This window comes from Hydrogenophaga sp. T2 (assembly GCF_049843535.1).
Lineage (GTDB): Bacteria > Pseudomonadota > Gammaproteobacteria > Burkholderiales > Burkholderiaceae_C > Hydrogenophaga > Hydrogenophaga crocea.
In genome coordinates, this window is sequence record NZ_JBBHZJ010000002.1 from 150,855 (window position 1) to 175,603 (window position 24,749).

Annotated in this window: 22 protein-coding genes; 7 read left to right on the forward strand and 15 right to left on the reverse strand. The window is 70.3% G+C overall.

Going from position 1 to position 24,749, the window contains the following annotated elements:
• The first annotated feature begins 7 nt into the window (after positions 1 to 7).
• From radC to WDZ95_RS04295, 3 genes are all read left to right on the forward strand, one after another.
• The gene (radC, locus tag WDZ95_RS04285) at positions 8 to 700 is read left to right on the forward strand and encodes a RadC family protein (RefSeq protein ID WP_166230690.1); all 693 of its coding nucleotides are present in this window, start codon (positions 8 to 10) and stop codon (positions 698 to 700) included.
• Between the two features lie 54 nt (positions 701 to 754).
• Positions 755 to 1,399, forward strand: a complete 645-nt coding sequence (locus WDZ95_RS04290; RefSeq protein WP_166230687.1) for a Smr/MutS family protein — start codon at positions 755 to 757, stop codon at positions 1,397 to 1,399.
• A gap of 75 nt (positions 1,400 to 1,474) precedes the next feature.
• A complete protein-coding gene (locus WDZ95_RS04295; RefSeq protein WP_425776468.1) occupies positions 1,475 to 2,269 on the forward strand; it encodes a DUF3047 domain-containing protein in 795 nt (264 codons plus the stop codon).
• 18 nt (positions 2,270 to 2,287) lie between these two features.
• On the opposite strand, the gene WDZ95_RS04300 is transcribed toward WDZ95_RS04295, so the two are convergent.
• The 10 genes from WDZ95_RS04300 to WDZ95_RS04345 all read right to left on the reverse strand — a co-directional run bounded on the left by WDZ95_RS04300 (position 2,288) and on the right by WDZ95_RS04345 (position 12,695).
• On the reverse strand, positions 2,288 to 2,692 hold the full coding sequence (locus tag WDZ95_RS04300) for a group II truncated hemoglobin (protein ID WP_166230682.1): 405 nt from the start codon (positions 2,690 to 2,692) through the stop codon (positions 2,288 to 2,290).
• Positions 2,689 to 5,229 carry an ABC transporter permease gene (locus tag WDZ95_RS04305; protein ID WP_425776471.1) on the reverse strand — a complete coding sequence of 847 codons (2,541 nt, stop codon included), beginning with the start codon at positions 5,227 to 5,229 and terminating at the stop codon, positions 2,689 to 2,691. The genes WDZ95_RS04300 and WDZ95_RS04305 overlap by 4 nt, the downstream gene beginning before the upstream one ends.
• Before the next feature lie 32 nt (positions 5,230 to 5,261).
• Positions 5,262 to 5,894: a uracil phosphoribosyltransferase gene (gene upp, locus WDZ95_RS04310; protein ID WP_425776473.1), complete on the reverse strand. Its 633-nt coding sequence runs from the start codon at positions 5,892 to 5,894 to the stop codon at positions 5,262 to 5,264.
• A 90-nt stretch (positions 5,895 to 5,984) separates the two neighbouring features.
• A complete protein-coding gene (locus tag WDZ95_RS04315; RefSeq protein WP_425776475.1) occupies positions 5,985 to 6,902 on the reverse strand; it encodes a formate dehydrogenase accessory sulfurtransferase FdhD in 918 nt (305 codons plus the stop codon).
• Positions 6,903 to 6,985: 83 nt separating this feature from the next.
• Positions 6,986 to 7,375, reverse strand: a complete 390-nt coding sequence (locus WDZ95_RS04320; RefSeq protein ID WP_425776477.1) for a hypothetical protein — start codon at positions 7,373 to 7,375, stop codon at positions 6,986 to 6,988.
• A gap of 19 nt (positions 7,376 to 7,394) precedes the next feature.
• The gene (locus WDZ95_RS04325; RefSeq protein WP_425776479.1) at positions 7,395 to 8,600 is read right to left on the reverse strand and encodes a formate dehydrogenase subunit gamma; all 1,206 of its coding nucleotides are present in this window, start codon (positions 8,598 to 8,600) and stop codon (positions 7,395 to 7,397) included.
• 10 nt (positions 8,601 to 8,610) lie between these two features.
• The gene (locus WDZ95_RS04330; protein ID WP_166230664.1) at positions 8,611 to 8,868 is read right to left on the reverse strand and encodes a hypothetical protein; all 258 of its coding nucleotides are present in this window, start codon (positions 8,866 to 8,868) and stop codon (positions 8,611 to 8,613) included.
• Positions 8,865 to 9,467, reverse strand: a complete 603-nt coding sequence (gene fdh3B / locus WDZ95_RS04335; RefSeq protein WP_166230662.1) for a formate dehydrogenase FDH3 subunit beta — start codon at positions 9,465 to 9,467, stop codon at positions 8,865 to 8,867. The genes WDZ95_RS04330 and fdh3B overlap by 4 nt, the downstream gene beginning before the upstream one ends.
• A 14-nt stretch (positions 9,468 to 9,481) precedes the next feature.
• Positions 9,482 to 12,442, reverse strand: a complete 2,961-nt coding sequence (locus tag WDZ95_RS04340; RefSeq protein WP_425776481.1) for a formate dehydrogenase subunit alpha — start codon at positions 12,440 to 12,442, stop codon at positions 9,482 to 9,484.
• 25 nt (positions 12,443 to 12,467) lie between these two features.
• On the reverse strand, positions 12,468 to 12,695 hold the full coding sequence (locus WDZ95_RS04345; RefSeq protein WP_425776483.1) for a formate dehydrogenase: 228 nt from the start codon (positions 12,693 to 12,695) through the stop codon (positions 12,468 to 12,470).
• 420 nt (positions 12,696 to 13,115) lie between these two features.
• Between WDZ95_RS04345 and WDZ95_RS04350 the strand changes: the two genes are divergently transcribed.
• The 4 genes from WDZ95_RS04350 (at position 13,116) to WDZ95_RS04365 (ending at position 20,480) form a co-directional block, all read left to right on the forward strand.
• Positions 13,116 to 14,504 (forward strand): sigma-54-dependent transcriptional regulator, encoded by a 1,389-nt coding sequence (locus WDZ95_RS04350; RefSeq protein WP_425776485.1) that lies wholly within the window; start codon positions 13,116 to 13,118, stop codon positions 14,502 to 14,504.
• Positions 14,501 to 16,591 (forward strand): sensor histidine kinase, encoded by a 2,091-nt coding sequence (locus tag WDZ95_RS04355; protein WP_425776487.1) that lies wholly within the window; start codon positions 14,501 to 14,503, stop codon positions 16,589 to 16,591. Before WDZ95_RS04350 ends, WDZ95_RS04355 begins: the two co-directional genes overlap by 4 nt.
• Before the next feature lie 145 nt (positions 16,592 to 16,736).
• Complete coding sequence (locus WDZ95_RS04360) at positions 16,737 to 18,587, forward strand: FG-GAP repeat protein (protein WP_425776489.1); 1,851 nt, start codon at positions 16,737 to 16,739, stop codon at positions 18,585 to 18,587.
• A 60-nt stretch (positions 18,588 to 18,647) separates the two neighbouring features.
• Positions 18,648 to 20,480 carry an FG-GAP repeat protein gene (locus WDZ95_RS04365; protein ID WP_425776491.1) on the forward strand — a complete coding sequence of 611 codons (1,833 nt, stop codon included), beginning with the start codon at positions 18,648 to 18,650 and terminating at the stop codon, positions 20,478 to 20,480.
• Positions 20,481 to 20,519: 39 nt separating this feature from the next.
• Here WDZ95_RS04365 and WDZ95_RS04370 read toward each other — a convergent pair whose 3' ends face one another.
• The 5 genes from WDZ95_RS04370 to WDZ95_RS04390 are packed head-to-tail and all read right to left on the reverse strand — an operon-like array spanning position 20,520 to position 24,740.
• Positions 20,520 to 20,822 (reverse strand): DUF1330 domain-containing protein, encoded by a 303-nt coding sequence (locus WDZ95_RS04370; protein ID WP_425776493.1) that lies wholly within the window; start codon positions 20,820 to 20,822, stop codon positions 20,520 to 20,522.
• A 16-nt stretch (positions 20,823 to 20,838) separates the two neighbouring features.
• Entirely contained in the window at positions 20,839 to 21,456 is a 618-nt protein-coding gene (locus WDZ95_RS04375) for a TorD/DmsD family molecular chaperone (protein WP_425776495.1), read from the reverse strand.
• 11 nt (positions 21,457 to 21,467) lie between these two features.
• Positions 21,468 to 23,570, reverse strand: coding sequence for a 4Fe-4S binding protein (locus tag WDZ95_RS04380; protein ID WP_425776497.1), 2,103 nt, complete (start codon positions 23,568 to 23,570; stop codon positions 21,468 to 21,470).
• Positions 23,497 to 24,108, reverse strand: coding sequence for a DUF3306 domain-containing protein (locus WDZ95_RS04385; RefSeq protein WP_425776499.1), 612 nt, complete (start codon positions 24,106 to 24,108; stop codon positions 23,497 to 23,499). The genes WDZ95_RS04380 and WDZ95_RS04385 overlap by 74 nt, the downstream gene beginning before the upstream one ends.
• Positions 24,109 to 24,110: 2 nt before the next feature.
• Entirely contained in the window at positions 24,111 to 24,740 is a 630-nt protein-coding gene (locus tag WDZ95_RS04390) for a DUF3305 domain-containing protein (protein WP_425776501.1), read from the reverse strand.
• Between the last annotated feature and the right edge of the window lie 9 nt (positions 24,741 to 24,749).

Here is a 24,749-nt window from a genome sequence, read left to right on the forward strand (position 1 = left end):
AAAACCCATGCAAAGCCCCCCGCCGGTCGGTCTCAAATGTCTGCCCGCCGCGTGCCGCCCGCGCGAGAAGCTGCTCGGCCTGGGCGCGCCAGCGCTGAGCGATGCCGAGCTGATCGCGGTGCTGCTGCGCACCGGGCTGCCGGGCAAGCACGTGCTGCAGCTCGCCCAGGAACTGCTCGATGCACTCGGCGGGGTGGCCGGCCTGCTGCACGCCGACGCGGCGGCGCTCAAGCCGGTGAAGGGCCTGGGGCCTTCCAAGCGCGCCCTGATCATGGCGGTGATGGAGCTGGCCCGCCGCGCGCTGGCGCAACCGCTCAAGACGCGCTCGGTGCTCAACGACCCCAAGGCCGCCACCGATTTCCTGCGCCTGCAGATCGGCGACCGGCCGCACGAGGTGTTCGCGCTCATGCTGCTCGACAGCCAGCACCGGCTGATCGCCTTCGAGGAACTGTTCCGCGGCACGGTGAACCAGGCCAGCGTCTACCCGCGCGAGGTGGTGCTGCGTGCCCTGCACCACCAGGCCGCGGCCGTGCTGCTGGCGCACAACCACCCGAGCGGCCTGGCCGAGCCCTCGCCGGCCGACATCGCGCTCACGCGCAACCTGCGCGACGCGCTGGCGCTGGTGGGCGTGCGCGTGCTCGACCACATCGTGGTCACGCGCGAGCGCGGCGCGTCCTTCGCCGAGCTGGGCCTGCTCTGAGCCCCTGCTCCGAGCGTCCCGAGCGTCGCACTGGGATGCCCGCCCGGCCCGACAATGCCGGGCATGAAGGTCAACGCGCTCAGCGAACTGAAGTCGATCCGCAACGCCCTGGCCGAGCGCCGCGCGCGCGAGATCGCCGAACGCGAGGCCGAGCGGCAGGCCGCGGCGCGGCGCGAACGCGAGCGCCGGCTGTTCGAGATCGCGGTGGGCCCGGTGCAGCGCCTGCGTGCCCACGGCCGCAGCGAGCAGCGCCGCCCGCTGCCCGAGCCCAGGCCGGTGCAGCGCGAACGCGACGAAGCCGCGGTGATGCGCGAGGCGCTGTCGGACGAGTTCGACGTGGAAACCCTGCTGCACACCGACGAACAACTGAGCTACCGCCGCCCCGGCCTGGGCGCCGACGTGGTGCGCAAGCTGCGAGAGGGCCGCTGGGCGATCCAGGCCGCGGTCGACCTGCACGGCCTGCGCACCGACGAGGCGCGCGAGGCGCTGGGCCGCTTCGTGCACGACAGCCACCGCCTGGGCCTGCGCTGCGTGCGCGTGGTGCACGGCAAGGGCCTGGGCTCGCCCGGGCGCACGCCGGTGCTCAAGGGCCGGGTGCTGCGCTGGCTGGTGCAGAAGAAGGAAGTGATGGCCTTCGTGCAGGCGCGTCCGGCCGAGGGCGGCGCGGGCGCGCTGGTCGTGCTGCTGCGCCCCGTGTGACGGCGGCCACGCGCGGCCCGGCCAGCCGCCGACAGGTCAGACAGCCGTCACGTGAAACGGGCATGATTCGCGCCCATGTTCGATACCCCCCACCCCACCGACTGGCCGCGCCGGCGCTGGCTGCTCGGCATGGGCGCGCTCGCCCTGGGCGGCTGCGCCAGCGCGCCGACAGCCGACGAGCCCGAGCGACTCGCGCAGTCCGCCTGGGCGCGTGCCACCACGCTCGACGGCGTGCAGGCCAGCGGCCCCTGGGTGCACCGGCGCTACGGCAACCGCCAGCCCACGCTCTACGAAGCCAGCGAGCGCGAAGGCCGCCCCGCCCTGCATGCGCGCAGCGTGTCGGGCAACAGCACGCTGCGCCTGCCGCTGCAGCCCGCGGCGCTGGCGCCGGGCGCGCGGCTGCAGTTCTCGTGGTGGGTGCCGGCGCTGCTGCCGCACGCCGACCTCAGGAGCGCCGAGGCCGACGACGCGGTGGCGCGCATCATCCTCACCTTCGACGGCGACCGCGCCAGCTGGTCGCGCCGCGACCACATGCTGTCCGAGCTCGCGCAGCTCGTCACGGGCGAACCCATGCCCTACGCCACGCTGATCTACGTGTGGGACGACCGCTACCCCGTGGGCAGCGTGATCGACAACCCGCACACGCGGCGCATCCGCAAGCTGGTGGTGCAAAGCGGCACCGAGCGGCTGGGCCGTTGGGTGGACCACGACCGCGACGTGCACGACGATTTCCGGCTCGCCTTCGGCCATGCGCCCGGCGCGCTCACCGGCCTGGGCCTGATGACCGACAGCAACAACACGCGCGTGGACACCGAGGCCTGGTACGGCCCGCTCGCGCTGCGCGGCGGCCTCACCGCGGCCGCGCGCTGACACGCAGGGCGCGGGCGTTCAGCCCGGGCTGTTGCGCATCCAGTCGGCGGTCTGGAAGAAGCTGTTCTTCAGCCGCGCGCGCAGCGCCGCATCGACGCCGGTTTCGCCCATGGCCTGGTCCATGCAGGCCAGCCACTGGTCGCGCTCCTGGATGCCGATGGCGAAGGGCATGTGGCGCATGCGCAGGCGCGGGTGGCCGAAGCGCGACTGGTAGTGGTCGGGCCCGCCGAGCCAGCCGCACAGGAACCAGAACAGCTTGTCGCGCGCGCCGTCGAGCGTGCTGCCGTGGGCCGCGCGCAGCTCGCGGTAGCCGGGCTCGAGGTCCATGAGGTCGTAGAAGCGGTCGACCAGGGCGCGCACGCGCGCCTCGCCGCCGATCCACTCGAACGGGGTGTCGAACGGGGGTTTTTCTTCGATGTTCAAACGCTTGCCTTGCGCAGGGTTTCGATCACGGGGGTGCGCAAGACGCTGCGCAACCCCCACCAGCCCGCGGCCAGCGCGAGCACCGCGCCCGCGGCCGCGCCGGCCAGCGGCACCAGCGGCGAAGCGGTCCAGTCGAACTCGAAGGCGTAGCGCGCGAGCGCCCAGCCCACCACCGCGGCGACCACCGACGCGAGGAAGCCCGCGAGCAGGCCCACGCCCAGCAGTTCGATGCGCTGCACCTGTCGCAGCAGCCGAGAGCTCGCGCCCACCGCGCGCAGGATCGCGAACTCGCGCTCGCGCTCGGTGCGGGTGGCCGTGACGGCCGCGAGCAGCACCACCAAACCGGCCGCGAGCGTGAAGGCGAACAGGAACTCGACCGCCGCGATCACCTGGCCCAGCACGCGCTGCACCTGCGCGATGGTCTGCGTGAGGTCGACATTGGTGATGTTGGGGAATGCGCGCACCAGCGCGTTGTCGAAGCCCGCGGCCTCGGGCGCGCGGTAGGCGCTGATGTAGGTCAGCGGCACGTCGGGCAGCTGCGCCACCGGGAAGATGACGAAGAAGTTCACGCGCATCGAAGCCCAGTCGACCTTGCGCAGGCTGGTGATGCGCCGCTCCACGGTCTGGCCCGCGATGTCGAAGCCCAGCCGGTCGCCGAGCTTCAGGCCCAGCTCCTTGGCCAGGCCCTCTTCCACGCTCAGTCCGTCGGCCTCTTCGGGCGTCCAGCGGCCCGCGATCACGGGGTTGTGGTCGGGCGGTTCGGCCGCGTTCGAGAGGTTGAACTCGCGGTCCACCAGGCGCTGCGCACGGTCGGTGGCGAAGTCTTCGGGCACCACGCTGCGGCCGTTCACGCTCACCAGGCGGCCGCGGATCATGGGGTACCAGTCGTAGCGGTTCACGCCGGCCTGGCGCAGCGCGGCCTGAAAGGGTTCGGCCTGCTCGGGCTGCACGTTGATGACGAAGCGGTTGGGCGCATCGGGCGGCGTGGCCGCGCGCCAGCTCTGGATCAGGTCGGTGCGCAGCAGCACCAGCAGCACCAGTGCGAGCAGGCCGACCGAAAGCGCGCTGATCTGCACCACCGCGAACACCGGGCGCGCCGACACCTGGCGCGTGGCCATCACGAGCGCGCGCGGCGCGGTGCTTTCGTTGACGCTGGCGCGCAGCAGCCGCACCGCGCCGTAGCCGATGGCGGCGAACACCGCGACCGCGGCCGCGAAGCCGCCCACTGCGATGCCGCCGAGCACCAGGTCGCGGCTGGCCGCGAGCAGCAGCGCCGCAAAACCCGCCACGCCCAGGCCCAGCACCGCGAGCGTGGCCGCCTTGGGCTGGCCCACGTCGCGGCGGATCACGCGCAGCGGCGGCACCTTGGCCAGTTGCAGCACCGGCGGCAGGCCGAAGGCCATCATGAGCGTGAGGCCCATGCCCAGGCCCAGCAGCACGGGCGCGAGTGTGGGCGCGGGCAGGCTGGACTCGACCAGGCCCGCGAGCAGCAGCACGAAGACGTGGTGCACGGCCCAGCCCAGCAACACGCCGAGCGCGCTCGCGAACAGGCCGGTGAGCGCGAACTCGACGCAGTAGGCGCGCGCCATGGTGGCCTGCGACAGCCCCAGCACGCGCAGCATGGCGCAGTCGTCCAGGTGGCGCTGCGCGAAGCCGCGCGCCGCGATCGCCACCGCCACCGCGCACAGCAGCGCGGCCAGCAGGGCCACGAGGTTAAGGAATTTCTCGGCGCGCGCGAGCGTCTGCTCCATCTGCGGCTGCCCGCCCTGCAGCGATTCGAGCCTCACGCCGCGCACGGCGGGGTCTTCGATCGTGCGCTGCACCCAGCGGCTGAAGTCGGCCACGCGCGCATCGGACCCGGCCACCGCGAGGCGGTAGACGATGCGGCTCGCGGGCTGCACCAGGCCGGTGGCGGGCAGGTCGTCGGCGTGGATCATCACGCGCGGCGCGAAGGTGAGAAAGCCCGCGCCGCGGTCGGGTTCGGCCGTGAGCAACCGCCCGATGGTGAAGCTCGCATCGCCGAGCAGCAGCGGCTGGCCCATCTGCAGGCCCAGTTGCGCGAGCAGCGCGGCGTCGACCCAGGCGGTGCCGCGCGCGGGGATGTCGCACGTGGGCGCGTCGGGCGCGCCCGGGGCGTCGGCCACGCGCAGGCTGCCGCGCAGGGGATAGCCCGCGCCCACGGCCTTGAGCGCCACCAGCCGGGCGCTGCCGCCCTCTTCGGCGCGCGCGCGGCCCATGGTGGGGAAGTTGAGCGAGAGCGTGGTGTCCAGGCCGAGCTCGCGCGCGCGGGCGTCAAAGCGCGCGTCGGGCGCCTTGTCGGCCACCACCACGGCGTCGCCGCCGATGAGCGCGCGCGCGTCGCGCGCCAGGCCGCCCTGCAGGCGGTCGGCGAAAAAGCCCACGGCCGTGAGCGCGGCCACCGCCAGCGTCACCGCGATCACCAGCAGCCGCAGCTCGCCGGCGCGCCAGTCGCGGCGCAGCGAGGTCCAGCCCAGGGACCAGGAACGCACGGGCAGCGGGGCGGGGGTGGCGGTCATGGAGGGCTTGGAGCGCGCGGCGCGCGCCGGGTTCACTTGGTGCCGAAGATGCGGTCGCCCGCGTCGCCCAGGCCCGGCACGATGTAGCCGTGCTCGTTGAGGCCGCGGTCGATCGCCGGGGTGTACACCGGCACGTCGGGGTGGGCGTCGTGGAAGGTCTTGAGGCCTTCGGGGCAGGTCACCAGGCAGACGAAGCGGATCGAGCGCGGGTTCGTCTTCTTGAGCCGGTCCACCGCGGCCACGGCCGAATTGCCGGTGGCCAGCATGGGGTCGAGCACGATCACGTCGCGCTCGTGCATGTCCTGCGGCATCTTGAAGTAGTACTCCACCGCCTGCAGCGTGGCCGGGTCGCGGTACAGGCCGATGTGGCCCACGCGCGCCCCCGGGATCACCTGCAGCATGCCGTCGAGGAAACCGTTGCCCGCGCGCAGGATGGACGCCAGCACGATCTTCTTGCCGTCGATCACGCGTGACCTCATGGGCTCCAGCGGGGTCTCGATGTCGATCTCCTGCATGGGCATGTCGCGCGTGAGCTCGTAGGCAAGCAAGGCGCTGAGTTCGTGCACCAGCTCGCGGAAGCTCTTGGTGCTGGTGTCCTTGCGGCGCATCAGCGTGAGCTTGTGCTGGACCAGGGGGTGGGAGATGACGTGGACGTCGCGGGCCATGGCGGAATCGGAAAAGTGAAACACCCCGGCCAGTACCGGGTTGACCCGAGTTTAGGGGGTGTTTTGCGGAGCCGCGCCGGCCCCGGGGCATCAGCGCCGTTCGGGCGCGGGCGGCGGCACCGCGTCCCACAGCAGGCGCTGCGGGTTCGCGTAGCAGAGGAAGTGCTTGTTGGTGGCCCGGCCCACGGCGCACAGGCCCACACGCTGCGCCACCTGCAGGCCCATCTGGGTGATGCCGCTGCGCGAGACCACCGCGGCCACGCCCATCTGCGCGCTCTTGATGACCATCTCGCTGGTGAGGCGGCCGGTGGTGTAGAAGACCTTGTCGAGCTGCGGCGCAGCACGATCCGGCGCCGGGCCGCCCCAAGCCGGATCAGCCCCCTCGGGGGGCAGCGACCCGCGCAGCGGCGGAGCGTGGGGGCCCTCGTTCAAGGCCATCCAGCCGGCGATGGTGTCGACCGCGTTGTGGCGGCCCACGTCTTCCACGAACAGCGCCAGCTCGGTGCCGCGGAACAGCGCGCAGGCGTGCACCGAACCGGCCGACTTGTAGGTGCTCTCTTTGAGGCGGATCGCATCGACGATGGCATAGAGCTGCGACTGGCGCAGCACGCCGGGCGGCAGTTCGACGCGGTCGAGGTCGTCCATGAGCCCGCCGAACACGCTGCCCTGGCCACAGCCGGTGGTGACCACGCGGCGCGCGGTGCGCTCCTCGATGCGGTCTATGCCCTCGCGCGTTTTCACGCTCACGGCGTTCACGTCCCAGTCGACAGTGACCGATTCGATCGCGTCGACCGACGCCACCAGCCGCTGGTTCAGCAGATAGCCCAGCGTGAGCCATTCGGGGTGCGCGCCCAGGGTCATGAGCGTCACGAGTTCGCGCTTGTCCACGTAGACCGTGAGGTCGCGCTCGGCGGGAATGTGGATGCGGCGGGTCTGGCCGTGTTCGTCCACGGCGTCGATCGACTCGGTCAGCGGGGCCTGCGCCGCGGTCAGTTGGGGCAATCGCATGGATCGAGACTAATGCAAAAAGAAAGGGCCGCCACCCCGAAGGGTGCGGCCCTGGCTCGCCCGGCGCGCCGGGCGCAGCCGGATCAGGGCTTCTTGGGCGTGGGCGCGCCCGCGGGGGCCTGCTGGCTCGGCGGGGAGACGGCCGGCGCGGCGGGCGAATGCGCGCCCGCGGCCTCGGCGGGCTTGGGCGGCACGTAGGCGAACGGGCCCGGGTCGGTGCAGGCCGGAGCGTTCGCCGAGGGCTGCTTGCCCGCGCCCGCGGTGGTCTTGAAGTGGTTGGCCGCGGCCTTGTCCATGGACTTGCACAGCTTGTAGGCGTCGACCTTCGCGGTGTGCGCGGCCTTGGCCTTGGCCTCGTCGGCCTTGGCCGCGGCTTCGGGCGTGAGCGGGGCCGGTGCGGGCAGCTTGGCCTGCGCGCCGAAGGCCAGGCCCGTGAGGGCGGCGGCGATCAGGAGGTGTTTCTTCGGGAACATGCGGTTCGTCTCCAATGGATCAGGCCTTGGCGGGCTGGCCCGCGGCGTCGGGCTTGGCGGCCGAGCGCTGCGCGGGGATCTTGCCGGCCTTGATGTCGTCGTACCAGAGCTCGTGGTGCTCCTTGGCCCAGGTCTCGTCGACATAGCCGGTCTTCATGGCGCTGTAGGCGCCACGCATGCCCAGCGTGCCCATGTAGATGTGGCCGAGGAACATGGCCATCATGAGCACGGCCGCGCTCGCGTGGATCATGTGGGCCACCTGCATGTTGGCGCGGGTGAACTCCACCGAGGGCACGAGCTTGTCGAGGAACAGGCCCGAGCCGGCCACGATGAGGCCGAGCAGGAACACGCCGCCCCAGAACAGCACCTTCTCGCCGGCGTTGAAGCGGTGCGAGGGCACCTCGGCGCCACCGAACAGGCCACCGGCCTTGAGCAGCCACTGCAGGTCTTCCTTGCTCGGCAGGTTGTCGCGCACGAACACGAGGAACACCACGATCAGCGAGACCACGAACAGCGGGCCCACGAAGTTGTGCACGTTCTTGAGCGCGTAGGTGAGCCAGCCGAACAGCGTGCTGCCGATGATGGGCAACAGGAAGAACTTGCCGAAGGCCATCACGACACCCGAGATGCCCAGTGCCACGAAGGCGATGGCGTTCACCCAGTGCGCCGCGCGCTCGAAGTAGGTGAAGCGCTCGATCTTGCGGCCGGTTTCGGCGCCGTGCAGTTCGATCGTGCCCTTGGTGAAATAGAACAGGGCCAGCGCCACCAGGGCGATCAGCAGCAGCGAGCCGCCGTAGGGAATGATCCAGTTGTTGCGCACCTGGCGCCAGGCCTCACCCGCGGTGGTGAGGTTGGAACCCGGGTACTTCACGAAGCCCTGGATCAGGTTGCCGAACTCGGGGTACGGCAGCATGGTCGAGCCCGTGACGCCACCGCTGACCTCGCGCCACACGGGCGCGTTGTTGCCGGGTTGCACCTGGCGGCGCTCGGCGTTGGTCTGGTTGGCGTAGTTCGGGTCCTTGTCGGCGTCGGGGCGGACCTCGAAGATGTTCTGGCCCTTGATGCCGCCGCCCTGGGCGGGCGCAGCCTGCTGCGGGGCCGGGTCGTCGGCGGGATCGACCTTGAGCGTCTGGGCCGAAGCCCAGCCGGCTGCTAGGCCGAGCACCGCGGCCAGCGCCCAGGCCCGAAGGCCGGAGCGCCCGCGCGAAGTCGCTTGGGTGTGCATGGGCTGGCCTTTACTTCTGCTGCGCGCCGACGCGCGTGTAATCGTTCTGACCGTACTGCGCGCGCGCCTTGAGCTGCTGTTCCCAGCTGTTCTTGTCGCCCGCGGTCCAGCCGGACTGCACGTACTGGCTCTTGATCGTCACGCCGGTGTAGGGCGCGGGGTCCTGCTTGACGCCGTTGGCGTTGAGCGCCTGCGGCTTTTCGCCGCAGGCCGCCAGGCCCAGCACGGCCGCGATCGCGAGGGAGGTGAGGGTCAGGCGCTTGATCACGATTTCTGTCCTTGTGCGGTGCCGTAGGCGGTGCCCCAACCCCACACTTCGGCGCCTTTGCCGCGCGTGAGGACCCGGTTGCGGAAGATGTCGGCCACGACGTCGCCGTCGCCGGCGAGCAGGGCCTTGGTCGAGCACATCTCGGCGCAGGCGGGCAGCTTGCCTTCGGCCAGGCGGTTGCGGCCGTACTTCACGAACTCGTTCTGGCTGCCGTGGGCCTCGGGGCCACCGGCGCAGAAGGTGCACTTGTCCATCTTGCCGCGCACGCCGAAGGTGCCCTGCGAGGGGAACTGCGGTGCGCCGAACGGGCAGGCGTAGGAGCAGTAGCCGCAGCCGATGCACACGTCCTTGTCGTGCAGCACCACACCTTCTTCGGTGCGGTAGAAGCAGTTCACGGGGCACACCGCCATGCAGGGCGCGTCGCTGCAGTGCATGCAGGCCACCGAGATCGACTTCTCGCCGGGCACGCCGTCGTTGAGCGTGATCACGCGGCGGCGGTTCACGCCCCAGGGCACTTCGTGTTCGTTCTTGCAGGCGGTCACGCAGCCGTTGCACTCGATGCAACGCTCGGCGTCGCAGATGAATTTCATTCGGGCCATGGTGTTCTCCTGCCTTATGCCTTCTCGACGTTGCAGATGGTCGTCTTGGTTTCCTGCATCATCGTCACGATGTCGTAGCCGTAGGTCGTGGCCGTGTTCACGGCTTCACCGCGCACCACCGGGTACGCGCCGTCGGGGTAGTAGGGCTTCATGTCGGCGCCCTGCCAGTGGCCCGAGAAGTGGAACGGCAGCCACACGGTGTCGGGACCCACGCGCTCGGTCACGAGCGCCATCACCTTGATGCGCGCGCCGGTCGGCGTGGTCACCCACACCTGCTCGCCCTGGCGCACCCCGCGCTCGGTGGCGGTCTTGGGGTTGATCTCGACGAACATGTTCTGCTGCAGCTCGGCCAGCCAGGGGTTCGAGCGCGTTTCCTCGCCACCGCCCTCGTACTCGACCAGGCGGCCCGAGGTCATGATGAGCGGGTACTTCTCGTGCATCTTCTCCTCCACGTTCTTCGCCTGCAGCGACTTGTAGAGGATGGGCAGACGCCAGCGGTTCTTCTGGTCGTCGTGGCTCGGGTACTTGGCGATGAGGTCGGGGCGCGTGCCGTAGACCGGCTCGCGGTGCTGCGGGATCGCGTCGGGGAAGTTCCACACCACGGCGCGCGCCTTGGCGTTGCCGAAGGGGTGGCAGCCGTGCTTCATGGCCACGCGGATGATCGCGCCCGTGGGGTCGGTCTTCCAGTTCTTGCCCTCGGCGGCCTTCTGCTCGGCCTCGCTCAGGTCGCCCCACCAGCCCAGCTTCTTGAGCAGCACGTGGTCGAACTCGGGGTAGCCGGTGGTGATCTCGGCGCCCAGCGAGTGCGAGCCGTCTTCAGCCAGCAGGCTCACGCCCTCGCGCTCGACGCCGAAGTTCGCGCGGAAGTTGCCGCCGCCGTCCATGACGTGTTTGGAGGTGTCGTACAGGTTCGGCGAACCCGGGTGCTTGATCTCGGGCGTGCCGTAGCAGGGCCAGGGCAGACCGAAGTAGTCACCGCTCATGTCGTAGCCGGTTTCCTTGTCGACCACCTTGCCCTTGGCCTTGAGCGTCTTGACGTCGAAGGCGCCCATGTTGCGCATGTGGGCCTTGAGGCGCTCGGGGCTCTGGCCGGTGTAGCCGATGGTCCAGACCGACTTGTTGATCTCGCGCAGGATGTCTTCGGGCACGGGCTCGTCGCGGCCCTTGACCTTCTGCATCTTGTAGTTCTTGACGAGCTGTTCCGCGAAGCCGAGCTTCTGCGCGAACTCGTACATGATCATGTGGTCGCTGCGGCTGTCCCACAGCGGGTCGATCACCTTCTCGCGCCACTGGAGCGAGCGGTTGGACGCGGTGCACGAACCGCTGGTCTCGAACTGCGTGGCCGCGGGCAGCAGGTAAACCTCGCGGTTGGGGTTGATGCTGTCGCTGGGCATGGCCGCCATCGAGGCGGTGGCCGAGGGATAGGGATCGATGACGACCAGCAGGTCGAGCGCGTCCATGGCCTTCTTCATTTCCAGGCCGCGCGTCTGCGAGTTCGGCGCATGGCCCCAGAAGAACACGCCGCGGATGTTCGGGCCCTGGTCGATCAGCTCGTTCTTCTCGAGCACGCCGTCGATCCAGCGCGACACGGTGATGCCCGATTTCTCCATCTGGCCTTCGGCGTACTGCGACTTGATCCAGTCGTAGTCCACGCCCCAGACGTTGGCGAAGTGCTTCCACGAACCGGCCGCGATGCCGTAGTAGCCGGGCAGCGAGTCGGGGTTGGGGCCGACGTCGGTCGCGCCCTGCACGTTGTCGTGACCGCGGAAGATGTTGGTGCCGCCGCCGCTCTTGCCCACGTTGCCGAGGGCGAGTTGCAGGATGCACGAGGCGCGCACCATGGCGTTGCCGATGGTGTGCTGCGTCTGGCCCATGCACCACACGATGGTGCCGGGGCTGTTTTCGTGCAGCATCTTCGCGACCTTGAAGACCTGCGCCTCTTTCACGCCGCAGGCCTCTTCAACCTTCTCGGGCGTCCACTTGGCCATCACGTCGGCCTTGACGGCCTCCATGCCGTACACGCGGTCGGCGATGTACTTCTTGTCTTCCCAGCCGTTCTTGAAGATGTGGTACAGCACGCCGAACAGGAACGGGATGTCCGAGCCCGAGCGGATGCGCACGTATTCATCGGCCTTGGCCGCGGTGCGCGTGAAGCGCGGGTCGACCACGATCATCTTGCAGCCGGTTTCCTTGGCATGCAGCATGTGCAGCATGGACACCGGGTGCGCTTCGGCCGCGTTCGAGCCGATGTACAGAGCGACCTTGCTGTTCTGCATGTCGTTGTACGAGTTGGTCATCGCACCGTAGCCCCAGGTGTTCGCCACACCGGCCACCGTGGTGGAGTGGCAGATGCGCGCCTGGTGGTCGCAGTTGTTGGTGCCCCAGAAGCTCACGAACTTGCGCAGCAGGTAGGCCTGTTCGTTGTTGTGCTTGGACGAGCCCACGAAGTAGACCGAGTCCGGGCCGCTGGCTTCGCGCAGGGCCTTCATCTTCTTGACGATGGCGTCGTAGGCCTCGTCCCAGCTGATGCGCTGGTACTTGCCGTTCACGAGCTTCATCGGGTAGCGCAGGCGGTACTCGCCGTGGCCGTGCTCGCGCAGGGCCGCGCCCTTGGCGCAGTGCGCGCCGAGGTTGATCGGCGAGTCGAACACCGGCTCCTGTCGCACCCACACGCCGTTCTCGACGATGGCGTCGGACGCGCAGCCCACCGAGCAGTGGGTGCACACCGTGCGCTTGACTTCGATCTTGCCGGTGCCGTCGATGGAGCCACCGGTGGCGGCCCTGGCCTTCTTCACCAGCGTGAGCTGGGTGGCGGCCAGGCCCACGCCCAGGCCCAGGCCCGAGCGGCGCAGGAAGGCGCGCCGGTCCATGGTGGGCAGCGCGGCGGCCAGGCCGCGCTGCAGGTTGTGCACGAAGGTGGAGTGCGCGCGCGAAACGGCACCACCGGCGGTCGGGGTCTTTTTGGTCAGCAGCATGGGGATCTCCGCGGTCGTGGCGCGATCAGAGACGGGCGGTCTGGTAGTAATGCTTGATGTGGTCGCTCAGCGCGTAACCACCGCCACGCTCGGGCGCGGGCTTGGGTTCGGCGGCGGTGGCGGCTTCGGGCGCGGCGCCGCGGGGCAGCACCGTGGCTGCAGCGGCCAGCGCACCCACCGTGGTGGCGCCGGCGAACACGGTTCGGCGGCTCAGACGGGTCTGGGGCTGACCGTCGCGGGGGGTGTTTTTCATGCATGTCTCCGGAAAACGCGCAGGCCCGCACACCACGTGTGGGCGCTTTGCATACCCGGAATCTACTGCGCCCCCCCGGGTGGTGCAACCGCTTGTCACCGCTGCGCGTCTTCGTTGCAGAGCAGCACGGCGTCGCTTGACAAAAGCCTCCTGCGCGCCGCACCGCTGCTCCGCATTTCATAGCCAGAAGCGTGCCAGCCGCATGCTTGAGAACGGCTCTCAGGCACGGGGTGAATCGGGCCGTCGGTCCGGGCTTACCCGCAGAACTTTGGACTTCGATATGGGGCCGACGGGTCAGTCTGTCGCACCGCCCCGCGACAACTTGTCGCGCCGTGCGACACGGTGCGCGGCGCGCGCGGCCCACCGGGGCCGTCGGGTTTGCGCCAATGCCTGAGTGATTCGCTCGGCCTCGTTCCTAGAATGCCGCCGGTGGACACGACAACAACAACCCCTGCCGCCCCCGAACGACCGCTCGAAGGCTGGCCCGACTGGTCCATCCTGGTGGTGGACGACGAGCAGGGCATGCTCAATTTCCTGGTCAAGACGCTGGCCCCGCGCTGCCACTTCGTGATGAGCGCAACCAGCGCCGAAGAAGGCGCCGAATGGCTGCGCGGCCACCGCGTCGACCTGGTGGTGCTCGACATCTCGCTGCCCGGCAAGAGCGGCGTGGAATGGCTCAAGGAGCTGCGCGAACAGGGTTTCACCGGCGAGGTCATCCTCATCACCGCCTTCGCCGACCTGGACACCGCGATCGAGGCGCTGCGCGCGGGCGCGTCGGACTTCATCCTCAAGCCGTTTCGCGTGCCGCAGATCCTCAACGCCATCAAGCAGTGCCACGAGCGCGCCCTGCTGCGGCGCGAAAACTTCGTGCTGCGCCGCGCCATCGCGGGCGCGCCCATCCACCGCGCCGCGCTGGTGGGCGAGTCGCCCGCGATCCGCGCGCTGCGCGCTTCGCTCGAACGCGTGGCCGCGGTCGACAGCACGGTGCTGCTGCAGGGCGAATCGGGCACCGGCAAGGAACTGGTGGCGCGCGAGCTGCATGCGCGCAGCGCGCGCGCCAGCGGCCCCTTCGTGCCGGTGAACTGCGCGGCCGTGTCGCCCGAGCTGATCGAGAGCGAGCTGTTCGGCCACGCGCGCGGCGCGTTCACGGGCGCCACCCGTGCGCGCGACGGCCTGTTCCACTACGCGCGCGGCGGCACGCTCTTTCTCGACGAAATCGCCGAGCTGCCCCTGCCGATCCAGGCCACGCTGCTGCGCGCGATCGAAGACCTGAAGATCCGCCCCGTGGGCAGCGAGCAGTTGGTGCCGGTGAACCTGCGCATCGTCGCGGCCACGCACCGCTCGCTCAGCGCCGAGGTGGCCGCGGGCCGCTTCCGCAAAGACCTCTATTTCCGGCTGCAGGTGGTCGAGCTCACGCTGCCGCCGCTGCGCGAACACAAGCAGGACATCCCCGCGCTGGTCGCGCACTTCATGGCGCAGCTCGCGCCCGCGCTGGGCGCCGAGCCGCTGCGCATCAGCGACCAGGAAATGGACTTCCTCGCGCAGTACGACTGGCCTGGCAACGTGCGCGAGTTGCGCAACCTCATCGAGCGCTCGCTCATCCTGGGCAACCTCAACGTGTCGGCGCTCTATCCGGGCACGCCCGCCGCGCTGCCCGAGGGCCGGCCGATCGACCTGCACTCGCTCGAGAAGATGCACATCCTCTCGGTGCTCGAATCGGTGCACGGCGACAAGACCCGCGCCGCACAACTGCTCGGCGTGTCGCGGCGAACGCTCGAGCGCCGCGTGGCCGAATGGGGCCAGGCTTGAGGTTGCTGCGCACGCCCCGGTGGCTCGCCACCTCGGTGCGCAACAAGCTGCTGGCCATGGCCTTGCTGCCGCTGCTGGTGGCGTTCCCCTTGCTCGTGGCGGCGCTGGCCATCTGGAGCAACCAGGCCTACGACCGCCTGCTCATCACCAAGGTGCGCAGCGACCTCGCGGTGGCCCAGGGCTATTTCGACCAGGTACTGATCGAGGTGGGCTCGGGCACGCTGGGCGTGGCCGACTCGCGCGCGCTTGCCGACGCGCTGCGCGACCAGGGCAGCGGCGCGGCGGCCCTGCTCGATGCGCACCTGCGCGCCGAGCGCGAACGGCTCAACCTCGACTTCCTGGTGCTCTACGACCGGGAAGGCCGCGTGATCGCGCGCGGCGCCCTGCCCCAGGCGCCCGGCGCCGCGACCGCGGCCGGCACGCCGCTGCTCGGTCGCCTCGCGGGCGAACGCGCCGCGCCGCGCGATCGCGCCAAGGCCGCGCTGCGCGTGCTCTCCAACACCGAGCTGCGCAGCCTCGCGCCGCACCTGGCGCAGCGCCTGGACATCCCGCTCGTGGCCACGCGCAACGCCGCGCCCAGCGAGCGCCGCACCGAAGACCGCGCCATGGTCGCGCTGGCCACGCAGCCCGTGCTCGATGGCCAGGGCCGCACGCTGGGCGTGATCAGCGGCGGCCTGCTGCTCAACCAGAACCTCGACTTCATCGACCACATCAACCGCATCGTCTACCCCGCGGGCTCACTGCCTTTCGACAGTCAGGGCACGGCCACGCTGTTCCTCGACGACGTGCGCATCACCACCAACGTGCGGCTGTTCCAGGATCGGCGCGCGATCGGCACGCGCGTGTCGCAGGCGGTGCGCGAGACCGTGCTCGGCGAAGGCCGCACCTGGCTCGACCTGGCCTTCGTGGTCAACGACTGGTACGTGTCGGCCTACCAGCCGCTGCTCGATGCGGGCGGCGAGCGCATCGGCATGCTCTACGTGGGCTTCACCGAGGCGCCCTTTCGCTTCATGCGCTACGCCATGCTCGCGCTCATCGGCCTGATCTTCGGCGCGGTGATGGCGGCCTCGGCCTGGTTCTCGCTGCGCTGGGCGCGCAGCATCTTCGAGCCGGTGCAGCAGATGAACCTCACCATGCAGCGCGTGGAGCTCGGTGACGGCCAGGCGCGCGTGGGCACGCTGCGCGCGCGCGACGAACTCGGCGCGCTCGCGGGCCACCTCGACCAGCTGCTCGACGCCATCGACGACAAGACCGCCGCGCTGCAGCGCTGGGCCAACGAGCTCGACCACAAAGTGGCCGAGCGCACGCAGGAGCTGCAGGCCAGCAACGCCTCGCTGCGCCAGGCGCAGCAGCAGCTGGTCAAGAGCGAGAAGCTCGCCGCCATCGGCCAGCTCACGGCCAGCATCGCGCACGAGATCAACAACCCGATCGCGGTGATGCAGGGCAACCTCGACCTGATGCGCGACATGCTCGGCCCGCAGAGCGAGGCCGTGCGCAGCGAACTCGCGCTGATCGACCAGCAGATCGAGCGCATGCGCATCATCGTCACGCAGCTGCTGCAGTACGCGCGGCCCACCGAGTACGCGGGCTACGTGGACACGCTCGACCTCAACCGCACGGTGGACGATTGCCTGGTGCTGGTGGGCCACCTGCTCGCCAAGACCCGCATCGCCATCGAACGCGATGCGCAGGCCACGCAGCGCGTGGGCATCAACCGGCAGGAGCTGCAGCAGGTCATCATCAACCTGCTGATCAACGCGATCCAGGCCATGCCCGAGGGCGGCGTGTTGCGCCTGCGCACACGCGACACCGACAACGGCGCCGAGTTGCAGGTGATCGACAGCGGCAGCGGCCTGACGCCGGTCACGCTCGAACGTCTGTTCAGGCCCTTCTTCACCACGAAGAACGACGGCAACGGTCTCGGCCTCTGGATCAGCCAGGGCCTGGTCGAGCGCTACGGCGGCCACATCGCCGCGGCCAACCGCAGCGACGGCGCGCAGGGCGCGGTCTTCACCGTGACGCTGTTCACCGAGCCGCAGGCGCCGGCCGCCCCATCGACCCACGACGGCCGACCCGGCGCGCGCTGAACGAACGAACGGCCAGGGGCCACGGCCTACGCCGGTGTTAGGCCCCGGCCGCCCGATGCATGCCAGGGCTTAAGGCATGAGGCGAATGGTGGATGGCGGCGGCTTGTTCTTGAATGAATCACCCGAATTCTTCAAGGACCCCACCATGAAATTCCTGCGTTCGATCTGCAGTGGCGCGCTTGCGTTCCTTGTGGCCGCTGCCCTCACGGCGTGCGGCGGCACGGGCGGTGCAGGCGGCCCGGGGGCGGGCAACGGTGGCGGCGGCTCGACCGTCGACCCGCCAGCAGCGCTGATGCTGGCGGCGGGCGCCTACAGCGTCAAAAGCCTGCGCTTCAGCTGGGCGCCTGTGGACAGCCTCGTCACCTACAAGCTGCTCGAATCGATCAAGGGCGATGGCAACTACACCGTGGTGGCCGACAACCTGCCCGCCAACAGCACCGAGTACACATTCCAGGCCTTCCTGCCCCCGCGCGTGAACGCGCGCTACATCCTGCAGGCCTGCAACAGCGGGGGTTGCACCGATTCGCAGCCGGTGGCGCTCCTGCTGCCGCTCAACGGCGCCATCGGCTACGTGAAGGCCTCGAACACGCGCACCAACGACGAGTTCGGCACCTCGGTGGCGCTGTCGGCCGACGGCAACACGCTGGCGGTGGGCACACCGCTCGAAGACGACAGCGCCTCCGGCATCAACCAGGCCAACAACGACGACGCTGCGCCCAGCAGCGGCGCGGTGTACGTGTATGCGCGCGACGGTCAATCGTGGGTGCAGCAGGCCTACGTGAAGGCCGGCAAGTCCGAAGCCGGCGATCGCTTCGGCAACAGCGTGGCCCTCTCGGCGGATGGCCAGGTGCTCGTGGTGGGGGCGCCCGGCGAATCCAGCTCGCGCGCGGGCATCAACCAACCCGACACCGAGGCCGGCGAACCCAACAGCGGTGCCGTGTACGTGTTCGCCCGCAGCAACGCCAGCTGGACGCAGAAAGCCTTCATCAAAGCCTTCAACGGCGCCGCCAACCACGCCTTCGGCAGCAGCGTGGCGGTCTCGGCCGATGGCAGCACGGTGGCCACCGGCGCACCGGGTGAGGGCAGCAACTTCACCGGCGTGTTCACCATCAGCGTCGCGCCCGCCGGCAACGTCGGCGCGCCATCGAGCGGCGCGGTCTACACCTACCGTTCCATCAATGCCGTCTGGACCACGGGGCTCTACATCAAAGCCTCCAACACCGGGGCCAACGACCGCTTCGGCACCCACCTCGCCCTGAGCGGCGACGGCCAGACCCTGGCGGTCGGCGCCCCGGGCGAAGCCAGCAGCGCGCAAGGCCTCAACGGCGCCCAGGGCGACAACGCGGCGCCGAACAGCGGCGCAGCCTATGTCTTCACGCACGTCGACGCCGTGTCGCCCGTCGACCCGGACATGCAGCAGACGGCCTATGTGAAGCCGTCCACCACCACCGCGGGCGATGCCTTCGGCGCGGTGGTCGCACTCTCGCACGACGGCGCGACGCTGGCCATCAGCGCCCCGCAGGAGGGCGCGGGCGGTGACGCGAGCGGCGCGGCCTACGTCTTCGCCCGCGGCGCGGGCAACAGCTGGAGCCAGAGCGCTTACCTCAAGGCCTTCAACCCCGGCGCGCTCGACCTGTTCGGCTTCAGCCTCGCGCTCTCGCCCGACGGCAACACGCTGGCCGTGGGTGCGCAGCAGGAAGACGGCGATGCGATCGGCCTCACGGACCCGCCGGCCGACAACAACAACGCCGCCGGCAGCGGTGCGACCTATGTGTTTGTTCGCGGAAACGCGGGCTGGAGCCAGCAGGCGTATGTGAAGGCGCCCCATGCCGGCCCCGGCAACCGGTTCGGCGGCAGTCTGGCATTGGCGCAAGACAGCAACGGGATGGCCACCCTGGCGGTGGGCGCCACCGGTGAGAACAGTGGCGCCACGGGGGTGGGCGGCGACCAGGGCCGCACCGACGCGCTCAACAGCGGCGCGGTCTACCTGTACTGACCTGACGCCGCGCGGCCCCCATCCCGCCACCACAAACCCCAACCGAGCCAGGTCCTTGCCATGAACACCTTTCGCTCGGCCTTGAACGGCCTGTTCACTCTCGCAGTCGTGTGCACCCTCACGGGGTGCGGCGGTGGCGGTGGCGGTTTCGTGGCCGAAGACCTCGGACCGCCACCGGGCAAACCCGTGCTCACGCTCACGCTGCAAGGCATCAAGGGCCTGCATTTCAGCTGGACCGCGGTGAGCGGTGAGCCGCGCTACACGCTGCTCGAATCGCCCCAGGGCGACGGCCCGTACACCGCGCTGGCGAGCGACCTGCCCACGGACACCACGCAGCACGACCGGCTGGTGTTCCTGCCCACCCACATCAACGCGCGCTACCTCCTCAGGGCCTGCAACCGCGGCGGCTGCACCGATTCGGTCCCGGTGGCGGCCTCGGATTCGCTCAACACAGCCATCGGGTACGTGAAGGCGTCGAACACGGCCGCGAACCAGGTGTTCGGCTTCAGCGTGGCCTTGTCGGCCGATGGCGGCACCCTGGCCGTGGGCGCGCCCTACGAAAGCGACAGCGGCTCGGGCATCGACCAGCCGAACCACGACAGCAACGCCCCGTTCAGCGGCGCGGTCTATGTGTACGTGCGCGATGGCACGGCCTGGGCGCAGCAGGCCTATGTGAAGGCCGCGGTCACGGAGGCCTTCGACTACTTCGGCACCAGCGTGGCGCTCTCGGGCGATGGCGGCCGGCTCGCCGTCGGGGCGATCGGCGAATCCAGTTCGCGCCTGGGCATCAACCAGAGCGACACCGAGTCCGGCACGCGCAACAGCGGCGCGGTGTATGTGTTCTCGCGCAGCGCCGGCGCCTGGACGCAAGACGCCTTCATCAAGACCTACAACAGCGAAACCGGCAACGCCTTCGGCAGCAGCGTGGCGCTCTCGGCCGACGGCAACACCCTGGCCGCGGGCGCCCCGGGCGAAAGCAGCAACCACGCCGGCGTCTTCGACGCGCACCTGGGTCCCAACCCGAACCTCGGCGCACCTCAGAGTGGTGCGGTCTACACCTTCGCCTACCAGAGCAATGTCTGGAACCCGGCCATCTACATCAAGCCCTCGAACACGGGCGCCAACGACCGCTTCGGCACCACCGTGGCCTTGAGCGCCGATGGCCTGAGCCTGGCCGTCGGCGCACCAGGCGAAGACAGCGGCGCGAGCGGCATCAACGGCACACAGACCGACGAATCGGCGCTGGACAGCGGCGCCGTCTACCTCTTTGGCGACGGCGGCACCAACGCTTCGGGCTTCCCCCTGGGCACGGTGCAGACCGCCTACATCAAGGCGTCCAATGCCCACACCACCGACGCCTTCGGCACCAGCGTGTCGCTCTCGCTCGACGGCACCGCGCTGGCCGTGGGTGCGCCGGGTGAAGGCAGCAACGTGCCCAGCAGCGGCGCCGCCTATGTTTTCGTGCGCGCCGCCAACGCGTGGCGCCAGCTGGCGCTCGTGAAGGCGTCCAACGCCGGTGAGTCGGACGTCTTTGGCGTTGCTGTCGCGCTGTCTGCCGACGGCCGCACGCTGGCCGTCGGCGCGCGTGGCGAAGACAGCGATGCGCTGGGCCTGGCGGATCCGGCGGTCGACAACGACAACGCCCCCAGCAGGGGCGCGGCCTATGTCTTCGAGCGCGAGGGGGACGCTTGGCGCCAGCGGGCGCAGGTGAAGCCGAGCAACGCCATCGAAGACGGCGGCCGCTTCGGCAACAACCTGGCGCTGGCGCAGGACAGCCAGGGCCTGCTCACCCTGGCCGTCGGCGCGATCGGGGAAAGCAGCAGCGCCACCGGCGTGGGCGGCGACCAGAGCCTGACCGATGCCCCCGCCAGCGGCGCGGTCTACCTGTACTGACGCCCGCAAGGGCCGCGTTCGCAGCCCCGGGCGCCCCGCTCAGGGCTGCGGGCCGTCGTAGCCTTCGACGATCACCAGGTCGATCACCGACACCGGCGTGCGCAGCGCCACCGCGGCCTGGTAGCCGGGCGATTCGTAGCAGGCCTTGGCCTGCTCGAACGAGGGGAACTCGATCACCACATTGCGGCTGCGGCTGCTGCCTTCGGGGCACTCGAAGCGGCCGCCGCGCACGAGGAACTTCGCGCCGTAGGCGTGCAGCGGCTCGGCGTTGGCCGCGATGTAGGCCTTGTAGCGCTCGACGTCGTCCACGTCCACGCGCGCCACCCAGTAAGCCTTGGGCATGTCGTGTCTCCTGAGGTCAGACCAGCATGTCGAAACCCTGGGCCTCGACGCCGATGAAAGCGTTGGTGAAGCCCGCGAGCGCCGCGTAGAAGCGCGCCTTCGGGTGGGCGGCCAGCGCGTCGCACATCTGCGGCACCCAGGTCTGCACGTGGGCCGCGAAGAAGGCGCGCTGGCGCGTGAGGTTGGCCACGGCCACGTCGTCGCCCGCGATCAGGTAGCGCATGACCTCACACACGTAGGCCACGTGGTCCTCGGTCTCGGGCATGGACTCGTCGCGCGCCAGGCCGAGTTCGGCGAGGTCGCTGCGCAGTTGCGCCAGCGGTTTTTCGTTGAGGAAGCCGCTCAGGTAGTGCGAGCCGAACAGCATCACCTCGGGCTTGCCGACGCCGCCGAAGAGCTCGTCGAACTCGCTGACCACCTGCGGGTCGCTGAGCTCGCGCGCCGCGGCCACCACGCCGCGCCACGATTCTTCAAGGAAGGCGCCGGCCGCAGGCGCTTCGGTGACGGCCACGCGCAGCTGCGACATCAGCTCGGCCGACGGCGGCGCGTAGTACAGCGCGGCCAGCAGGCCATAGACCTCGGCCCGCGCGGTCTCTTCGTCGAGCGTGGAGGAAACGGGGATGCGCTCCATCATGGCAAGGGCTTTCAGAGATCGTTGATGCGGGTTTCGCCCGGGTTGGAATAGATGTCCACGACGCGGCAGTCGCCGCACATCTTGAGGCGCTCGAGCGCTTCGCCCTGGAACATGGCGTGGCCCGAGAGCTTGGACAGCATGAGCTCCACGCCCTTGAGCGTGCCGAAAGGTTTGCCGCAGCGCACGCAGCCATAGGGCTGGGCTTCGTTGAGCACGCGCGGCTGCTTGCGCTGCTCGCTGAGCAGCAGGCGCGGCGCGAGCGTGATCGCGTCTTCGGGGCAGGTGGTGGCGCACAGGCCGCACTGCACGCAGTTCTTCTCGACGAAGCGCAGCTGCGGGCGCTCGGCGTTGTCGAGCAGCGCGCTCGCGGGGCAGGCGCTCACGCAGCTCAGGCACAGCGTGCAGCGGTCCTTGTCCACGTTCACCGCGCCGAACGGCGAGGCCGCGGGCAGCGCAATCGCCTCGGCGCTGCGCGCGAGCGCCGCGCTGTCCTGCAGCAGGTGGTCGAGCGCGAGTTCGAGCGTGGCGCGTTTGTCGGCCTGCACCGCGAAGCCCGCGCGGCGCTTGACGCCCTGCGCGGGCGGCGAGGCGAGTTGCACGTCGAGCGTGGTCGCGTCGCGCGCGCGCACCAGGCGGAAATGGGTACCGCTGTAACCCAGGCCGTTCACCAGCGCCTGGGCCACGGCCATCTGCCCGCCGAGCGCGTCGAGGTACTGCGGCGCTTCTTCGTCGGTCACCAGCACCCACACCTGCGAGGCGCCGTAGGCGAAGGCGCTGAGCCACAGATCGAGGCCCACCGAGGCGGTGTGCCACAGCGGCAGCGGGATCACGCGCGCGGGCACGCCCTTGACAGCCTTGGGCCGCAGCTGCGCCTCGCGGCCCAGCGCGTCGATCAGCGCGCTGCCCGCGCCCTGGCTGTGCAGCAGCAGCGCCGCGTCCTGGCCGCCGGCCTTGGCGTAGGTGGCGAGCACGGTGCGCAACTTGGCGCCCTGCTCGGCCGCGCGCGGGTAGGCGTAGCTCAGCGCGCCCGTGGGGCACACGGTGGTGCAGGCGCCGCAGCCCACGCACAGGTTGGGGTTCACCGCGATCTGCTGGCGCTCGACCTCGCTGCGGATGGCGAGCGCCGAGCACACCTGCACGCAGGCGTCGCAACCCACGGTCTCGTTGCGGCCGTGTGCGCACAGCTTCTGCTTGTACTGGAAGAACTTGGGTTTCTCGAATTCACCCACCAGCTCGCGCAAGCGCAGCACGGCCGCGAGGCCGGCCTCGCTGTGCAGGCCTTGCGGCAGGTGGAAGTAGCCCTGCGGGGGCGCGTGCTGCGCGAAGGCCGGTTGCGCGCGCAGGTCGACCACGATGTCGAAGCGCTCGCGCTGATCGGAAGCCTCGCGCTGGAAGTTGATCGCGCCCACGGCCTCGCAGGCCTGCACGCAGGCGCGGTGGCTCTGGCACTTGTCCAGATCGATCTGGTAATCGAGCCCGATCGCGCCTTCGGGGCAGGCCGCGACGCAGGCGTTGCAGCGCGTGCACAGGTCGAGGTCGATCGGGTTGGCCTTGCGCCAGACCGCATCGAAGGCACCGAGCCAGCCGCCGAGCGAGACCAGTTCGCCGCTCTGCACCGGCCAGGTGTGGGCCTGCTGGCCGCGGCCGCCCTGGGCCAGCACGGTCACGTCGAGCACGTCGGCCACGCGCGCGGCCAGGGCCTCGGCGGCATCGAGCGCGCCAATGATCAGCGCGCGGCCCGCGCTGGTGTAGGTGACGGTGGGCACCGGCTCGGGATCGGGCAGGCGCGCCGCCGCCAGCAGCGCGGCCATCTTGGGCGTGGCGGCCCGGGCCTCGCGGCCCCAGCCGCCGGTTTCGCGCAGGTTCACGAAGCGGATCGGCCGCACGTCCAGCGCCACCGCGCCCTCGGTCTGTTCGGACAGTTCGTTGAAGAGCCGGCTTTCCTGGGTGCAGGCCACCACCAGGTCGTCGCTGCTGCGGCAGGCGCGCTGGAAAGCGGGCGCGTCGCGCCGGCACAGCGTGGTGTGCGCGCTCAGGTCTTCATCCAGTGCCGCGCCCAGGGCCTTGGGGTCCAGGGGCATGGTCTGGTTGCAATTGCAGATCAGCGTGGTCATCGTGGGACGGGGTCGGGTTGCCCTCGGGGGGGCTGGGGGTGGCGGCGGTGGGCCCGCCGTCCGTGGGGGCCGTCGGGGCGGCGGGCGCCTCGGCCTTTTTTTCGTCGGGGTCGTCGACGAGCTTGAGGAATTTCGCGCCCACCATCATGGCCAGTTCGGCCTTGGACAGCGGGCTGGGTTTGCTGTAGTCGTCGATGTAGATGTCCAGCCCGTCCATCACGTTGAAGTGCGGATCGGCGAACAGCTTTTTCACCGCGGCGTTGCGCACGTCGCTGCTCACGTCCTTGGCGACGAAACGGCTGAAGTCGGATTCGGGCGTGAGCCGGGCCACGTCGTCGAGCGTGGGCGCGGGCGGGGCCGGCTCGCGCGCGGCCGGCGGCTCGGGCGCGGCCAGCGGGGCCGGTGCGACCACGGGCGCGGGCGCCGCCACCGGCGCGGCCCGGGCGACCACAGGCTCGGGCGGCAGCGCCTGGCCGCTGCGCGCGGCCTCTTTGCGGCGCGACCAGCGCGAGAAGAAGTTGCCGTCGTCCTGTGCCATGGTCATTGGCCTGCGCCGCCACGGCGCAGCTTGTCGGTGGACACGCGCACCGGCTGGCCGAAGCGGTCGGTGAGCGGGCGAAAGCTCTCGGGGCGCTTGCGCTTCTTGGGCTCGGGCACGTAGGTGGCGTCGACGAAGCCGCGCATCCAGTCGACCACCTCCTCGGGCGCGGGCACCTGGTCCACGCGCTCCTGGGCGTCGAGCCAGCGGCCGGCGTCGTGGTAGCTCAGCGACGCGGCCTGCGGCACGGCCACCGGCTCGCCGTCGAGCAGCCGGGATTCGTCGGGCCGCCACAGCACCCAGAAGCAGGGCTGCGGGCTCTCGAGGTTGAGGTAGTAGCCTTCGGCGTCGTCGCGGAACAGCTCGACCCGAAAGCGCGGGTACAGCCAGTGGCTGCTGCCCTCGGGGGCCTGCGCGGCATCGATGGGTTCGACGGCCTGCGGCTCGTGGTGTTCGTCGCGCGCGAGCAGCGCGGTTTCATCGGGGCCGGCGTGCAGCATCACGTCGGCCAGCACCCAGCGCCAGGGCTGCCAGCGCGCCATGGCGCCGGCCACGGGCTCGCGCCGCATCACGACATCGACCTCGATCGCGGGCCGGTGTCGTGCGGGCAGGGACGTGTGGTTGGCGTGCATAAGAAGGCG

What these genes read in the sequence shown, in the direction of transcription:
- WDZ95_RS04385 (WP_425776499.1), bottom strand. Translation starts at nt 24,108, where the DNA reads ATGGCACAGGACGACGGCAACTTCTTCTCGCGCTGGTCGCGCCGCAAA.
- radC (WP_166230690.1), top strand. Translation starts at nt 8, where the DNA reads ATGCAAAGCCCCCCGCCGGTCGGTCTCAAATGTCTGCCCGCCGCGTGC.
- WDZ95_RS04325 (WP_425776479.1), bottom strand. Translation starts at nt 8,600, where the DNA reads ATGCACACCCAAGCGACTTCGCGCGGGCGCTCCGGCCTTCGGGCCTGG.
- WDZ95_RS04340 (WP_425776481.1), bottom strand. Translation starts at nt 12,442, where the DNA reads ATGCTGCTGACCAAAAAGACCCCGACCGCCGGTGGTGCCGTTTCGCGC.
- WDZ95_RS04290 (WP_166230687.1), top strand. Translation starts at nt 755, where the DNA reads ATGCCGGGCATGAAGGTCAACGCGCTCAGCGAACTGAAGTCGATCCGC.
- fdh3B (WP_166230662.1), bottom strand. Translation starts at nt 9,467, where the DNA reads ATGGCCCGAATGAAATTCATCTGCGACGCCGAGCGTTGCATCGAGTGC.
- upp (WP_425776473.1), bottom strand. Translation starts at nt 5,894, where the DNA reads ATGGCCCGCGACGTCCACGTCATCTCCCACCCCCTGGTCCAGCACAAG.
- WDZ95_RS04375 (WP_425776495.1), bottom strand. Translation starts at nt 21,456, where the DNA reads ATGATGGAGCGCATCCCCGTTTCCTCCACGCTCGACGAAGAGACCGCG.
- WDZ95_RS04320 (WP_425776477.1), bottom strand. Translation starts at nt 7,375, where the DNA reads ATGTTCCCGAAGAAACACCTCCTGATCGCCGCCGCCCTCACGGGCCTG.
- WDZ95_RS04350 (WP_425776485.1), top strand. Translation starts at nt 13,116, where the DNA reads ATGCCGCCGGTGGACACGACAACAACAACCCCTGCCGCCCCCGAACGA.
- WDZ95_RS04360 (WP_425776489.1), top strand. Translation starts at nt 16,737, where the DNA reads ATGAAATTCCTGCGTTCGATCTGCAGTGGCGCGCTTGCGTTCCTTGTG.
- WDZ95_RS04315 (WP_425776475.1), bottom strand. Translation starts at nt 6,902, where the DNA reads ATGCGATTGCCCCAACTGACCGCGGCGCAGGCCCCGCTGACCGAGTCG.
- WDZ95_RS04365 (WP_425776491.1), top strand. Translation starts at nt 18,648, where the DNA reads ATGAACACCTTTCGCTCGGCCTTGAACGGCCTGTTCACTCTCGCAGTC.
- WDZ95_RS04370 (WP_425776493.1), bottom strand. Translation starts at nt 20,822, where the DNA reads ATGCCCAAGGCTTACTGGGTGGCGCGCGTGGACGTGGACGACGTCGAG.
- WDZ95_RS04305 (WP_425776471.1), bottom strand. Translation starts at nt 5,229, where the DNA reads ATGACCGCCACCCCCGCCCCGCTGCCCGTGCGTTCCTGGTCCCTGGGC.
- WDZ95_RS04380 (WP_425776497.1), bottom strand. Translation starts at nt 23,570, where the DNA reads ATGACCACGCTGATCTGCAATTGCAACCAGACCATGCCCCTGGACCCC.
- WDZ95_RS04345 (WP_425776483.1), bottom strand. Translation starts at nt 12,695, where the DNA reads ATGAAAAACACCCCCCGCGACGGTCAGCCCCAGACCCGTCTGAGCCGC.
- WDZ95_RS04295 (WP_425776468.1), top strand. Translation starts at nt 1,475, where the DNA reads ATGTTCGATACCCCCCACCCCACCGACTGGCCGCGCCGGCGCTGGCTG.
- WDZ95_RS04390 (WP_425776501.1), bottom strand. Translation starts at nt 24,740, where the DNA reads ATGCACGCCAACCACACGTCCCTGCCCGCACGACACCGGCCCGCGATC.